At 64.0% G+C, this 13,662-nt stretch carries 14 protein-coding genes; 12 read left to right on the top strand and 2 right to left on the bottom strand.

Going from position 1 to position 13,662, the window contains the following annotated elements; all coding sequences use genetic code 11:
* Positions 1-113 precede the first annotated feature (113 nt).
* The 5 genes from ACIGGF_RS02585 to ACIGGF_RS02565 all read left to right on the top strand — a co-directional run bounded on the left by ACIGGF_RS02585 (position 114) and on the right by ACIGGF_RS02565 (position 5,589).
* The gene (locus tag ACIGGF_RS02585) at positions 114-1,889 is read left to right on the top strand and encodes an aldehyde dehydrogenase family protein (RefSeq protein WP_397519890.1); all 1,776 of its coding nucleotides are present in this window, start codon (positions 114-116) and stop codon (positions 1,887-1,889) included.
* 31 nt (positions 1,890-1,920) lie between these two features.
* Complete coding sequence (locus tag ACIGGF_RS02580) at positions 1,921-3,507, top strand: GMC family oxidoreductase (protein ID WP_397519889.1); 1,587 nt, start codon at positions 1,921-1,923, stop codon at positions 3,505-3,507.
* Positions 3,508-3,669: 162 nt separating this feature from the next.
* Entirely contained in the window at positions 3,670-4,365 is a 696-nt protein-coding gene (locus ACIGGF_RS02575) for a hypothetical protein (RefSeq protein ID WP_397519888.1), read from the top strand.
* A gap of 91 nt (positions 4,366-4,456) precedes the next feature.
* Positions 4,457-4,927, top strand: a complete 471-nt coding sequence (locus tag ACIGGF_RS02570) for a hypothetical protein (RefSeq protein WP_397519887.1) — start codon at positions 4,457-4,459, stop codon at positions 4,925-4,927.
* Positions 4,924-5,589: a methyltransferase domain-containing protein gene (locus ACIGGF_RS02565; protein ID WP_397519886.1), complete on the top strand. Its 666-nt coding sequence runs from the start codon at positions 4,924-4,926 to the stop codon at positions 5,587-5,589. The genes ACIGGF_RS02570 and ACIGGF_RS02565 overlap by 4 nt, the downstream gene beginning before the upstream one ends.
* Here ACIGGF_RS02565 and ACIGGF_RS02560 read toward each other — a convergent pair.
* Positions 5,576-6,892, bottom strand: a complete 1,317-nt coding sequence (locus tag ACIGGF_RS02560; RefSeq protein WP_397520146.1) for a hypothetical protein — start codon at positions 6,890-6,892, stop codon at positions 5,576-5,578. The two genes, ACIGGF_RS02565 and ACIGGF_RS02560, sit on opposite strands and share 14 nt — an antisense overlap.
* A 79-nt stretch (positions 6,893-6,971) precedes the next feature.
* Here ACIGGF_RS02560 and ACIGGF_RS02555 point away from each other — a divergent pair, with 79 nt between their 5' ends.
* The 5 genes from ACIGGF_RS02555 to ACIGGF_RS02535 all read left to right on the top strand — a co-directional run bounded on the left by ACIGGF_RS02555 (position 6,972) and on the right by ACIGGF_RS02535 (position 10,475).
* Positions 6,972-7,769 carry an S-methyl-5'-thioadenosine phosphorylase gene (locus tag ACIGGF_RS02555; protein WP_397519885.1) on the top strand — a complete coding sequence of 266 codons (798 nt, stop codon included), beginning with the start codon at positions 6,972-6,974 and terminating at the stop codon, positions 7,767-7,769.
* On the top strand, positions 7,766-8,824 hold the full coding sequence (locus tag ACIGGF_RS02550; RefSeq protein ID WP_397519884.1) for an NAD-dependent epimerase/dehydratase family protein: 1,059 nt from the start codon (positions 7,766-7,768) through the stop codon (positions 8,822-8,824). Before ACIGGF_RS02555 ends, ACIGGF_RS02550 begins: the two co-directional genes overlap by 4 nt.
* Positions 8,817-9,470, top strand: coding sequence for a glycosyltransferase family 2 protein (locus tag ACIGGF_RS02545; protein WP_397519883.1), 654 nt, complete (start codon positions 8,817-8,819; stop codon positions 9,468-9,470). Before ACIGGF_RS02550 ends, ACIGGF_RS02545 begins: the two co-directional genes overlap by 8 nt.
* On the top strand, positions 9,467-10,141 hold the full coding sequence (locus tag ACIGGF_RS02540) for a DUF2064 domain-containing protein (protein WP_397519882.1): 675 nt from the start codon (positions 9,467-9,469) through the stop codon (positions 10,139-10,141). Before ACIGGF_RS02545 ends, ACIGGF_RS02540 begins: the two co-directional genes overlap by 4 nt.
* Positions 10,142-10,313: 172 nt before the next feature.
* Positions 10,314-10,475: a hypothetical protein gene (locus tag ACIGGF_RS02535; protein ID WP_397519881.1), complete on the top strand. Its 162-nt coding sequence runs from the start codon at positions 10,314-10,316 to the stop codon at positions 10,473-10,475.
* A gap of 7 nt (positions 10,476-10,482) precedes the next feature.
* Here ACIGGF_RS02535 and ACIGGF_RS02530 read toward each other — a convergent pair whose 3' ends face one another.
* Entirely contained in the window at positions 10,483-10,917 is a 435-nt protein-coding gene (locus ACIGGF_RS02530) for a MarR family winged helix-turn-helix transcriptional regulator (RefSeq protein WP_397519880.1), read from the bottom strand.
* 76 nt (positions 10,918-10,993) lie between these two features.
* Between ACIGGF_RS02530 and ACIGGF_RS02525 the strand changes: the two genes are divergently transcribed.
* Both ACIGGF_RS02525 and ACIGGF_RS02520 read left to right on the top strand, forming a co-directional pair.
* The gene (locus ACIGGF_RS02525) at positions 10,994-11,617 is read left to right on the top strand and encodes a class I SAM-dependent methyltransferase (protein WP_397519879.1); all 624 of its coding nucleotides are present in this window, start codon (positions 10,994-10,996) and stop codon (positions 11,615-11,617) included.
* 79 nt (positions 11,618-11,696) lie between these two features.
* Positions 11,697-13,532, top strand: coding sequence for an acyl-CoA dehydrogenase (locus ACIGGF_RS02520; protein WP_397519878.1), 1,836 nt, complete (start codon positions 11,697-11,699; stop codon positions 13,530-13,532).
* The last annotated feature ends 130 nt before the right edge of the window (positions 13,533-13,662 follow it).

The following is a 13,662-nucleotide window of genomic DNA, read 5'->3' as shown; positions in this document are numbered from 1 at the left end:
AAGCCACGCCGCAGCCCAACTGTGCGACGGCACAAACGAGAGGACTCGATTGAGAGCACTGGCCCATAGCGTCTCCTGCCCGAATGCGACGACAATCACACTCGAAGCCGTGTATGACAACGACGACCGGAGCAGACAAGTTGACCAGCGAAGCCACACCGCACCTGCACACAGTCCCCACGACCGGTGCCGACACTCAGTCGGCCGTCGATGCCGCTCTCGCCGATCTCTCTCGGGGTGAGGAGAACTGGGGTCGGCTGACCCTGGCCGACCGGCGCGCATTACTCGAACGAATGCATGCGCTGACGTCTGCTCACGCCCAGGAATGGGTGACGGCAGCCACGTCGATCAAGGGGCTCGACCCCTCGTCCAGCCTCGTCGGTGAGGAATGGTTGTCCGGGCCGTACTCGATGCTCGGCGCGCTCGGTGCCCTGTCCCACACGCTCACGGCCCTGGAAGCGGGCACCAGCCCGCTGGCCGACGTGAAGTTCGGGACGGCACCCGGCGGACGGACCACGGTGTCGGTACTGCCGCTCAACATCTACGACCGTTTGTTGCTCAACGGGTTCACCGGCGAAGTGTGGCTGAAGCCGGGGATCGATCGTGCAACCGCACAGCGCTCGGCAGGCCTCGCTCAGCTCGACCCAGCCCGTACCGCCGGCATCGGAGTGGTACTCGGCGCAGGCAACATCACCTCGATCGCCCCGCTCGACGCCCTGTACGAACTGCTCGCATTCAACCGCGTGGTCGCGCTCAAGCTCAATCCCATCATGGACCCGTTGCTACCGGTGTTCGAGAAGGTCCTCGCACCCCTCGTCGACATCGGCGCACTGCGCCTGCTCACCGGCGGAGCCGATGTAGGCACGTACCTGGTTCGGCACGATCGAGTCGACCACGTGCACATGACCGGAAGCTCCCTCACGCACGACGCCATCGTGTTCGGCACGGGCAACGACGGCGCGGCCCGCAAGGCCACCAACGACCCGATCCTCACCAAGGACATCTCGAGCGAACTCGGCGGCGTCTCGCCCACGATCGTGCTGCCGGGTGAGTGGAGCCGCGCCGACATCCTGTTCCAGGCCGAACACGTTGCCACCCAACGACTGCACAACAGTGGCTACAACTGTGTCGCATCACAGGTCGTCGTACTGTCCTCCGAGTGGAAGCAGCGCGACGAATTCGTTGCCGCTCTGCGCGCGGCACTCGACCGTGCACCGGCGCGCACTCCCTACTACCCAGGTAGCGACAGGCGGGTGTCCGACGCCACCGCCACCTACCCCTCGGCCGAACGACTCGGCGACGGTGGTGGCCGCGTCCTCATCACCGACCTGAACCCGGGTGAATACGCACCGCTGCTGCAGACCGAGTACTTCGCTCCGGTGATGGGTGTCATCGAATTGCCCTACAGCGGTGCAGCATTCGCCGCCAAAGCCGCCCAGGCCGCCAACGAGGAATTCACCGGCACGCTCGGCATCAACATCATCGGCACCCCCGCCACCATCAAAGGACTCGGGGAGAAGTTCGACACCATGCTCGCCGAACTGCGCTACGGCACCATCGCCGTGAACGCCTGGACGGCGCTGGGATTCCTCACCGCGTCGGCCACCTGGGGTGCCTACCCCGGCCACACCATCGACGACGTGCAGAGCGGAATCGGCATCGTGCACAACGCACTGCTGATCGATGGGGCCGAGAGAACCGTGGTGCGCGGCCCCTTCCGTCCGTTGTCGCGTTCGCTGATCAACGGGGAACTCTCCATCTCTCCGAAGCCGCCATGGTTCGTCACCAACAAGACGGCAGCGTCGACCGGAAAGTTGCTCACCGCCTTCGCGGGTGCACCGTCCTGGTCCAAGCTTCCTGCCATATTCGCCTCTGCCCTGCGCGGCTGACACCGCTTCGACGACGACTTCAAGGACAAAGATGAGCTCACAGCCCAAGACTGCCGACTACATCGTGGTGGGCGCAGGTTCCGCCGGCGCAGTGGTGGCCAATCGCCTCAGCGCCGACCCCCGCAACGAGGTGATCCTGCTCGAAGCAGGCCCCGAGGACAAGAACAAGTTCGCCCACATCCCCGCTGCGTTCTCCAAACTCTTTCGTAGCGAGGTGGATTGGGATTACCTGACCGAACCGCAGCCCGAACTCCGAGATCGCAGCATCTACTGGCCGCGGGGCAAGATGCTCGGCGGATCGTCCTCGATGAATGCCATGATGTGGGTGCGCGGATTCGCAGCCGATTACGACGACTGGGCGGCGGTGTCCGACGACTCGTGGTCGTTCCGCAACCTGGTCGGATACTTTCGCAAGATCGAGAGCATCGAGGGCACAACAGCATCCGACGCGGGCACCGACGGCCCACTCATCGTCTCCCACCAGCGCAGTCCCCGCGACCTGACGTCGTCGTTCCTCGACGGCGTCGAAGAAGCGGGCTACTCGCTGGAAACCGCCAACCTGCCCGAGCCCAAGGGCTTCACCCGCACGATGGTCAACCAGAAGCGCGGAGCACGGTGGAGCACCGCGGATGGATACCTGCGACCGGCGAAGAAGCGCAAGAACCTCACCATCCTCACCGAGGCACACGCCACTCGCGTTCTCTTCGAGGGCACTGCGGCCGTGGGCGTCGAATACACCTCCGGTGGCCGGACACACAGCGTGCGCGCACACAAAGAAGTCATCCTCTCCGGCGGAGCCATCAACACTCCGCAGCTGCTGATGCTCTCGGGCATCGGCGACCAGGAACAGCTGAAGTCGCACGGAATCGCCGTCCAGCATCACTCACCCGGCGTCGGGCAGAACCTCCTCGACCACCTGGCCGCACTCATCGGCTGGAAAACCGAGTCCGACTCCCTGCTGCACGCCGAGAAGATCCCGGAACTGGTCAACTACCTCACTCGCCGACGCGGCATGCTCACCTCCAACGTCGCCGAGGCCTACGGATTCATCAAGAGCCGAGAAGACCTCACCCTGCCCGACATCGAACTCATCTTCGGCCCCGCACCCTTCTTCGACGAGGGACTCGTCGGCCAGGATTCGCACGCCGCCGTCATCGGCGCGGTACTCGTCAAGCCCGAGAGCCGCGGCGAGATCACCCTCCGCTCCGCCGACCCCCTGGCCAAGCCCATCGTGGAACCGCACTACCTCAGCGACCCCGGCGGACTCGACCGCCGCGCCATGATCGAAGGGCTACGGGCCTGCGTTGCAATCTCCGAAACCCCATCGATGAAGGGCGAGCTCGGCGACATCGTCCGCCCCAAGGTGGCGTCGAACATCTCCCCGGCGGACTTGCTCACCGAGACCCTCGAGCAGAATGCCCACACGCTGTATCACCCCGTGGGCACTGCCCGGATGGGCAACGACGCCGACAGCGTCGTCGACTCCGAGCTCCGAGTGCGGGGAGTCGACCGTCTTCGGGTGGCCGATGCCTCGATCATGCCGAGCATCATTCGTGGACACACCCATGCCCCATCGGTGGTGATCGGCGAACGGGCGGCAGACCTGATACTTCGCTGACCCGGAGTCGAACAACAGGAAACTTTCCGGTTTGAGAGTCCGAATTGCCGGGTAACAGGTGGACACGCTCCCAGACAGGGATCGAGATGAAACCCATCCGCTCGGCAAGCAGCGCCGAATGACCCACAACGCTCGAGAGACGAGCACGGAAGGTTGACCGACATGTTCACTGTTCGTAAAGCTTTGGCCGCCACCGCAATCGGTGCACTGTCCATTGTCCCGCTTGCCGCATGCTCCAGCGATGAGGCTTCCGACACCACTGACGCAGCTACTTCGTCGGAGTCGTCGGCCATGGAAACCACCGAAAGCACCCCCGAGCCTGCAGCCGAGGTCGAGAACCTCACCGGCGTCGACACCGCAGTCGCACTGGATGCCGGCTTCACCGGCGCACTGACCACTCTGGGCCTCACCCCCGGCGTTGTCGGAACCGCCACTCTCGCCGACGGTTCCATCCGCTTCCCGATCACCGGCGGAGACGTCAAGTACTGGGAGCCCGGCACTGTCGATCCCTACGTGCAGGGTGAGATCAACCACGACGGCAGCGGCCTGTCGCTGACCGCCGGCGACACCGTCGTCGAGCTCATCAACTTCGACATCGACCCGGGCACCTCGCTCCTCACCGGCGACGTCATGGTCAACGGCGAAGAAGCAGCTGCAGACGCAGTGTTGTTCGATCTCGACGGCCGCACCCTGCAGCCGCTCGCGACCGGACCCAACGACACCGCAATCCTGCAGGGCACCGAGGTCAAGATCTCGGAGACCGCTGCCGGACTGCTGAACAGCACCTTCAACACCGATGCTGTCACCCCGGGACTGCTCGTGGGCGTTGCGACCATCACCATCAACACCGCCTCGTAAACAGTTTCTTCAGCCCGTGCGCGGGGGTCACCGTAAGAGACGGTGACCCCCGCGCACGGGTGTTTGCGTTCTTCGGAACAGGAGCCATTCGGTGAGAGTGTTCACGAAAATCTATGGCGGACATCCCCTCCACGCAGTCGGCCTACTGTTGTCCTTCGCCTTGGTCGGCTACGTCGTCATGCTCGCCGGCCCGCAAAACCTGTGGAACGACGACATCTGGTGGAAGTCGATCGTCGTGTGGTTCTTCGGCTCCGTTCTGCTTCACGATGCCGTGCTCTACCCGCTCTACTCTTTGGCCGACCGCATCGTCACGGGCTTACCGCGACGGCCGTTGACGGTCTCGCCTGTGAATTTCGTCCGAGTCCCCGCCCTCGGGGCTGCTCTGACGTTTCTTCTGTTCTTTCCCGGGATACTCTCTCAGGGCGCGGAGTCATACCGAGCCGCAACCGGATTGACCCAGGAACCTTTCCTCGGACGCTGGCTAGTGCTGACCGCCGCGCTGTTCACGGTGAGCGCTGTCGCTTACTTCATTCGATTGATCCTCGTACGGAGCCGAGCATGAGCGTCACCGCCGATACACTCTTTCATCGTGCCGCAGCTGGATTGCCTTGCTGGATCGGCGATGTCGACGGCAGCCGACAGCAACTCCCCACCGCCCGCTGGATGGGAGGCGACGCCTCCTCCGCGGAGGACCGCCGCGCAGACCACGCGATGATCAGCCGATGTATCGGCCCCACCATCGATCTCGGCTGCGGTCCGGGGCGGCTCACCGAAGCGCTTGCTCGACGCGGCGTGTCTGCCCTCGGGGTCGATACATCCAAAGCTGCCGTGGATCTGACCATCGGCCGCGGCGGCAATGCCGTACTGCGGGATCTTTTCGAGCCCTTGCCCGACACCGGTGAGTGGTCGTGTGTACTGCTCGCGGACGGAAACATCGGTATCGGCGGAGATCCGGTGCGCCTGCTGCGTCGGGCGGCCGACCTACTGGCCCCGCATGGAGCCGTCATCGCCGAGGTGGATGCGCCCAGCGACTACGGAATTCGTCACCGCACCGTGCGCTGGGAGACCGACACCATGGTCGGAGACTGGTTCGCGTGGTCGAGCGTCAGCGCCGACGCCACCGCCGATCTCGCCCGGGCGGCCGGCCTTCGAATGATCGACGTGGCCCCGATCGACGGACGCTGGTTCGCCCAGATGACGCGTGAACCGCTCACCAATTCGTGAACAGCAGATGATTGATCGCCAACGCGCCGATCACTTGCAGTGCCAACCAGAATCGATGTGTGCGCGCCGGCAACACTGCGGGTGCAACGAGCATCCACATCGCGAACGGCAGCCAGATACGCTCGGTCTCGGCCTTGCTCAACTGGCTCAGATCTGCCATCACCACCGCCGCGATACCGGCAATCACCAGCAGATTGATCGGTTGCACGCGTGTGAGAATCCGCGGAAACGCAGCAGGCACAGCCACACCGAGTGCACAGAACAATGCGGCGAAATTGGCCCAACCCCAGTACTCGAACGGACGATCCGTGGCGATGCCCTGGTAGTAGCGCTCCTGCACGAGCTCGTAGCCGTCGTACCACCAGAATCCGTATGCAGTGAAGATTCCCGCGACGACGAGCGCTCCGATGAGCGCGCCCACGAACGGCAGAATTTTTCGCCCGGCGATCAACACCGCAACCGCCGGCAGACCCATCAGCACCAAACCGTAATTGAGATAGACACCGAACCCGAGAAGCACGCCCGCGCCGATCGCCGTCGGCCACAGGTACTTCTTCGTGGAGACCGCCAACAATGCGATTCCCCACGCGGCGACACCGGCGTAGAATGCATCCGCCGACACGGCGATCCAGATCGCCGCCGGTGCAACGGCAACGAACGGCGCGGCACGCCGAGCCATGTCCTCGTCACCGAGCACTCGGATCGTCAGGACCACCGCGACGGCCGCACTGGTTCCGACCAGCACACACAGCGTCGCCGCCCATGCACCACCGCCGAGGCCGAGGCGGTCCAACCAGACGAACGTCAGCAACGCCCCCGGCGGATGTCCCGAGACGTGAGTGGTCCACGAATCCGCCTGGTAGTCCAGGATTCGTTCGGAGAAGCCGCGCAACGTAGCGGGAATGTCGGTGATTCCCGGCACCTCGTGAAGGTACTCGTCCGTCGACGCCAATCGATCCACGAAGCCGCGCTTCCACCCGTCGACCATCGCCAACGACATGGTCCATGCGGCGGACGCACCCCAGACGACGAACAGCAGACGGCTCCACGACAATCGGCGGGCCACTGTGGGGCCCCACAACACGGTGGCCACTGCGATGAGCACGGCGAACGGTGTGCCCCAGCCGAAGTGAATCTCGCGGAACCCGAACAGCGGTGCCGCGTCGGCGAAATCGCGCACCTGCTGCGGCGTTCTGTTGATGATGGGAGTGACGAGCTCGTTTCCCAGATACGGAACGATGAACGCGACCACGACGAGCGCGACGGCCAACGTACCGGCGACGGCTTCTCTCCAGTAACGGATAGTGTTTTCTCCCTGCGGACATCGAGACGAGCACGGCTTCGCACAAGCATATCGACCGACGGTGATGGAGGATGAGCAGATGAACAAGGACCTGCAAGGACGGGCCGAGATCGCCGTCATCGGCGGTAGCGGCTTCTACTCGTTCTTCGCCGACGACGCCGAGGAGGTCGAGCTCGACACTCCCTACGGAGCCCCGAGCGCCCCGATCACGTTGGGGGAGGTCGAGGGTCGGAGGGTCGCCTTTCTACCCAGACACGGCCGGAAGCACGAATACTCCCCGCACACGTTGCCGTACCGCGCGAACATGTGGGCGCTGCGAATGCTCGGGGTTCGGCAGGTGCTCGCGCCGTGCGCCGTCGGATCGCTGGTGCCCGAATACGGCCCCGGCACCGTCGTGATTCCCGATCAGCTCGTCGATCGGACGTCCGGGCGCACACAGACCTACTTCGACCAGGGCGGAATTCACGTCGAATTCGCCGACCCGTACTGCGCACAGTTGCGCGGGGCTGCCCTCCAGGACAATGCGATCGACGGCGGCGTCATGGTGGTCGTCGAGGGTCCACGATTCTCCACTCGGGCGGAGAGCCAATGGTTCGCCCGTCAGGGTTGGACACTGGTGAACATGACCGGTCATCCCGAGGCCGTTCTCGCTCGAGAACTCGAACTCTGTTACGCACCGATAGCTCTGGTGACCGACCTCGACGCAGGCATCGAATCCGGCCAGGGCGTCAAGGCCGTGGATGTCTTCGCGGAATTCCAGAAGAACATCGAACCGCTCAAGAACCTGGTCCGCTCCGCGGTGCGGGACGCACCTACAGGCGAGTGCTCCGATTGCCGAGTCCACGCCGGGATCACCCTACCGATCGAGCTGCCATGACCCGCGTATTACTCACCGGCGCAGCCGGTTTCATCGGCGGCCACATCCTCGATGCCGCACGAAGTGCAGACCTCGAGGTCCTGGCCGTCGACGCGATGCTGGAATCTGCGCACGGCCCGGGTGCGCGCACCGACGGGATTCTGGGCCTCGATGTGCGAGACAAGGACGCACTCGTCGAGGCACTGCGCGGGGTGGACGTCGTGTGTCACCAGGCAGCCGTCGTCGGAGCGGGCGTCGACGCCGCAGATGCTCCGGCCTACGCGAGCCACAACGACTACGGAACAGCCGTCCTGCTCGCAGCAATGTACGAGGCCGGTTGCACACGACTGGTTCTGGCCTCGTCGATGGTTGTCTACGGTGAAGGGCGCTACCTCAATTCGTCGGGGGAAACCGTCGTTCCACGCCCCCGGTCCCGCGCCGATCTCGACGCCGGCATGTTCGACAATCGCGATCCCAGGTCCGGTGAACCCCTCGATTGGCTTCTCGTCGAAGAAGATTCGCGGCTGGAGCCCCGAAGTACCTACGCTGCGAGCAAGCTGGCCCAGGAGAACTATGCCGCCGCGTGGGCAATCGCCACCGGTGGCTCGGTGACAGCTCTGCGCTACCACAACGTCTACGGCCCGCACATGCCGCGCAATACCCCGTATTCCGGTGTCGCAGCCATGTTCCGGTCATCTCTCGAACGTGGCCAGGCTCCGACGGTGTACGAGGACGGCAAGCAGGCTCGCGATTTCGTGCACGTGCACGACGTCGCGGCGGCCAACATCGCATCGATCTCCGCCGAACTGGACGGTTTCACCGCCTTCAACGTGTGTTCGGGACAACCGATCACCATCGGCGAAGTCGCCGGCATTCTCGCCGACGCACGCGGAGGACCGGCTCCCGAGATCACTGGGCAATATCGAGCGGGCGACGTTCGGCACATCGTCGCCAGTTCCGAACTCGCCGAACGCACCATGGGATTCCGCGCGAAGATCATGCCCCGTGACGGCCTCACCGCCTTCGCCGACGCCCCGTTGCGCGACGCCGAAGGAACGGGGCCACCTCGTGTCTGAGCCCGCTTCTGTCACCGTTGTCATTCCCTGCATGAACGAGGCCGAATCGCTTCCCGCAGTGCTCGACTCCATCCCACCGGGATACCGGACGATCGTGGTGGACAACAATTCGACCGACGGCACCGCAGCCGTCGCCGCCGCACATGGTGCCAGAGTGGTCGGCGAGACCGTCCCCGGTTACGGAGCCGCCGTGCACGCAGGCGTACTCGCCGCCGACACCGACATAGTCTGTGTGTTGGACGGGGACGGCTCGATGGATCCACGCGACCTGCCGACGCTGGTGGCCGCTCTCGATCACGCCGACCTCGCGGTCGGCCGTCGCCGACCGGCCAAGGGCAGCTCGCCGCTGCACGCCAGAATCGGCAATGCTGTTCTGTCCCTTCGGCTTCGGACCAAGTACAAGCTGCCGGTACACGACCTCGGTGCCATCCGCGCGGTCCGCCGCCAAGCACTGATCGACCTCGATGTCACCGACCGCCGCTCCGGCTACCCACTCCAGCTACTGGTGTTGGCCGCCGAAGCCGGCTGGACCGTCGTCGAACACGACGTGGACTACCGCCCGAGAACGGCGGGCACGTCCAAGGTCTCGGGGTCGGCGAAGGGGACGATCGTCGCCGTTCGAGACTTCTGGAAGGTGCTCTCGTGATCGTCACCGCACTCGTCGTTGCCAAGGCACCCGTACCCGGCCTGGCCAAGACACGCCTCGCCGCCACGATCGGAGACGACGCCGCAGCCGAATTGGCCGCGGCCTCGCTGCTGGACACCCTCGATGCCGTCGCAGCGGCCCGTGTCGATCACCGTGTCGTGGCACTCACCGGCGCCCTCGCCGACGCGGCCCGCTCCGACGAATTGACTCACGCGCTGGCGTCGTTCACGGTGATCGCGCAACGCGGCGAAGGTCTCGGGGAACGACTGGCGAATGCGCACGCAGATGCCGCGACCACCGGCGCCGTACTGCAGATCGGAATGGACACACCCCAGGTCACCGCGCAGGCCCTGTCCGACGCCGCTGCGCTCTTGGGCAACACCGACGTGCTCGGAGCAGCAGAGGACGGCGGGTGGTGGGCACTGGGCTTGCGCGATCCCGCCATGGCTCGTGCTCTGCTCGACGTACCCATGTCGGCACCGTCGACGGGTACCGACACGTACGACGCACTGACCGCCCAGGGCGCGTCGCTGACGATGCTCGAGGAATTGCGCGATGTCGATTTCGAGTCGGATCTGGACTCGGTATCGCGGTTGTGCAAACCGAACAGTCGATTTCGAAATGCCGTCGGCCGAATTCGATCGAAACAGGATTTCGGGTCCGTTACGTGAGGTTTGTTTTCGGCACATTTGCATTCGGACCCCAAAGCCTCCACATCTGTTGCGGAGCAGATGCTTCCAACCGACTGGATTGTCCAGTCATGGACGACCGATAACCAATTGCAACAAAGCCGAATCACCGTTTCTCGGCTATTTCACAGACACAGGTGCTACAAAGTGTGTCATGACCGGGTTGTTGATATTCGTCACCGTATGGGTGGTGTGCGCGGCGATCGTTGCCGGCGTCCTCGGTCGCGTCGCACACCGGGGTGACACCGAGGAATTGGGCTCGACATTCGATTGGGATATCGACACTCTCGACCACGAAGTCAGCAACGACAACTGACGTTCTCTCAGTCGACCTGCTCGACGATCTCGGACAGAATGCTCGCGGCGGCAGCCAATGTCTCCCGCTCCTGCGGCGACAGGTTCTGCAATTGTTCGGCCAACGCGATTTCCCGGGCGGCAACCTCTTCTCGCGCAGCAGCTGTTCCCGCATCGGTCAACTGCAGAACTACCTGTCTGCCATCCGTCGTGTGCGGCTCCCGAGAGATCAAGCCCGACTCCACCAACGAATGCGACGACCTCGACACCGACGGGGGCTTGATGCGCTCCCGCGCTGCCAACTCGCCCGTCGTCATCGGCCCCTCACGCAGCAGCGTCGTGAGAATGGACAAGTGAGCAACAGGCAATCTGTCGCTGGAGTGGCGCAGCCGCAGCCTTCGGACCAGCCGCATAGCACTGACGGACAAATCCCGGGCCAGCCCGGAATCGGGTAGATCACTCACGCCATCCAGGTTACGACATCGAGGTGCATTTGCCCGATTCCTTCACCCGTACAGTGACCCCATTAGGCTTCCGCAGGTGGACGCCGCAGACTGGGATCGCAAATACGACGGCCGAGAACTCGTGTACGGCGAGGCACCGAACGCAACATTGGTCGAGGTGGCGACAACACTGAAGCGCGGTCGTGCACTGGATCTGGCATCCGGCCAGGGCAGGAATGCCATCTGGTTGGCAACTCGCGGCTGGACCGTCGACGCGGTGGACTTCTCTGCAGTGGGATTGACACGAGCGAGTCGCGTCGCCGCCGCCGCGCCCACGTCGGTTCGCGAGCGTCTGACCTGGATCCACGCCGATGTGACGCAATTGGCAACGGAGCCGAACTATGACCTGGTTCTCATGTTCTATCTACATCTGCCCCCGCCTGCCCGACGTTCCGCCGTCTCGGCCGCGATCTCGGCTCTGAAACCTGATGGAATCCTCATGATTCTCGGGCACCATAGTTCCAACATCGACGCCGGCGTCGGCGGCCCCCAGGAGCCTGAAATACTGTACACACCAAGCGATTTGGTGTCTGACGTCGACTCGCGACTGACCATTGTCACGGCCGAGAATCGCTATCGCGACGTGAGCGGCGGCACAGCGATCGACGCTTTACTACTCGCGAGTAGGTCCGCCCTTGGCAGCGAAACGGATCGGGGGTAATATCCGTTAAGTTACCGACGAGTAGCTAACTTGGGCGGTACTCACGAGACCGCACCACCGACTGGAGAGCGAACGAGCAATGGGCCATTACAAGAGCAACCTCCGGGATCTCGAGTTCAACCTCTTCGAGATGTTCGGACTCGACGAGACACTCGAAGGCGACAACTTCGGCGACATGGACGGCGAAGTAGCCCGCGACATGCTGCGCGAGGTAGTACGCCTGGCCGAGGGCCCGCTGGCCGAGTCCTTCGCGGATGCGGACCGCAACCCCCCGGTCTTCGATCCCGAGACCCACAGCCTGAAGCTTCCCGAATCTTTCAAGAAGTCCTACAAGGCCCTTGCCGACGGTGAGTGGTGGCGCGTCGGACTCGACGAGGAAATCGGCGGCATGCCGGCCCCCCGCAACCTCCTGTGGGGCATCAACGAGATGCTGCTCGGCTCGCAGCCCGCAGCATTCATGTACTCCGCAGGCCCCGGCTTCGCAAACATCCTGTACCACAACGGAACCGACGAGCAGAAGGAATGGGCCAAGGTCATCGTCGAGCGCCAGTGGGGTGCCACGATGGTTCTCACCGAGCCCGACGCCGGTTCCGACGTCGGCGCAGGACGCACCAAGGCGATCAAGCAGGACGACGGCTCCTGGCACATCGAAGGCGTCAAGCGCTTCATCACCTCGGCCGTCTCCGACGACCTGTTCGAGAACATCTTCCACCTCGTGCTCGCTCGCCCCGAAGGTGCCGGACCGGGCACCAAGGGCCTGAGCCTGTTCTTCGTTCCGTCCGTCCTCTTCGACTTCGAGAAGGGTGAACTGGGCGAGCGCAACGGCGCATTCGTCACCGGCGTCGAGCACAAGATGGGCCTCAAGGCCTCCGCCACCTGTGAGCTCACCTTCGGTGGCCACGGCGTTCCCGCCAAGGGTTGGCTCGTCGGCGAGGTCCACAAGGGCATCGCGCAGATGTTCGACGTCATCGAGCACGCACGAATGATGGTCGGCACCAAGGCAATCGGCACCCTCTCCACCGGCTACCTCAACGCTCTCGAGTACGCCAAGGAGCGCGTCCAGGGAGCCGACCTGACGCAGATGACCGACAAAACCGCGCCGCGCGTCACCATCACGCACCACCCCGATGTCCGACGCAGCCTCATGCTGCAGAAGGCGTACTCCGAGGGCCTGCGCGCGGTGTACCTCTACACCGCCGCACACCAGGATCCCGTCACCGCCAAGCAGGTATCAGACGCAGACGAAGACATTGCATACCGCGTCAACGACCTCCTGCTGCCCATCGTCAAGGGCGTCGGATCGGAAATCGCCTACCAGGTGCTCGCCGAGTCCCTGCAGACCTTCGGTGGCTCCGGCTTCCTGCAGGACTACCCCATCGAGCAGTACGTCCGCGACGCCAAGATCGACTCGCTGTACGAAGGAACCACCGCCATCCAGGCGCAGGACTTCTTCTTCCGCAAGATCGCCCGCGACCGCGGTGTGGCCCTGGCTCACGTTGCCGGACAGATCAAGTCGTTCATCGACAGCGAAGCAGGAAACGGTCGCCTCAAGTCCGAGCGTGCACTGCTCGCCACTGCACTCGAAGACGTGCAGGCCATCGTCACCTCGATGACCCAGCACCTCATGGGCGCACAGGACCAGCCCACCGAGCTGTACAAGGTCGGCCTGGCATCGGTGCGATTCCTGATGGGCTTCGGCGACCTGCTCATCGGCTGGCTGCTGCTGCGTCAGTCCGAAATCGCCATCGCTGCACTGGACAACGGTGCAGAGGGCAAGGAGAAGTCGTTCTACGAAGGCAAAATCGCAGTGGCATCGTTCTTCGCCAAGAACATTCTGCCGCAGCTCACTGCAACGCGAGCAATCCTGACCAACATCGACAACGACATCATGGAACTGGACGAAGCAGCGTTCTGATTTCCTGAGTTCTTCGGCGGCCGCACTCGTTCACGAGTGCGGCCGTTGTTCGTTGTGGCGTCGGGTGGGGGTTGCTCGCTCGGATGTCGGCCGGTGTTGCCGCAAACGCGTGCGCATTTGTCAGGGGTGC

The organism is Rhodococcus sp. NPDC078407 (assembly GCF_044542515.1).
Classification (GTDB): domain Bacteria; phylum Actinomycetota; class Actinomycetes; order Mycobacteriales; family Mycobacteriaceae; genus Rhodococcoides.
This window is presented reverse-complemented; position numbering and strand designations above follow the sequence as displayed.

Bases quoted from the DNA above. Each gene is read 5' to 3' on its own strand.
- ACIGGF_RS02585 (WP_397519890.1), top strand. From the start codon at position 114: ATGACAACGACGACCGGAGCAGACAAGTTGACCAGCGAAGCCACACCG.
- ACIGGF_RS02580 (WP_397519889.1), top strand. From the start codon at position 1,921: ATGAGCTCACAGCCCAAGACTGCCGACTACATCGTGGTGGGCGCAGGT.
- ACIGGF_RS02575 (WP_397519888.1), top strand. From the start codon at position 3,670: ATGTTCACTGTTCGTAAAGCTTTGGCCGCCACCGCAATCGGTGCACTG.
- ACIGGF_RS02565 (WP_397519886.1), top strand. From the start codon at position 4,924: ATGAGCGTCACCGCCGATACACTCTTTCATCGTGCCGCAGCTGGATTG.
- ACIGGF_RS02555 (WP_397519885.1), top strand. From the start codon at position 6,972: ATGAACAAGGACCTGCAAGGACGGGCCGAGATCGCCGTCATCGGCGGT.
- ACIGGF_RS02550 (WP_397519884.1), top strand. From the start codon at position 7,766: ATGACCCGCGTATTACTCACCGGCGCAGCCGGTTTCATCGGCGGCCAC.
- ACIGGF_RS02535 (WP_397519881.1), top strand. From the start codon at position 10,314: ATGACCGGGTTGTTGATATTCGTCACCGTATGGGTGGTGTGCGCGGCG.
- ACIGGF_RS02520 (WP_397519878.1), top strand. From the start codon at position 11,697: ATGGGCCATTACAAGAGCAACCTCCGGGATCTCGAGTTCAACCTCTTC.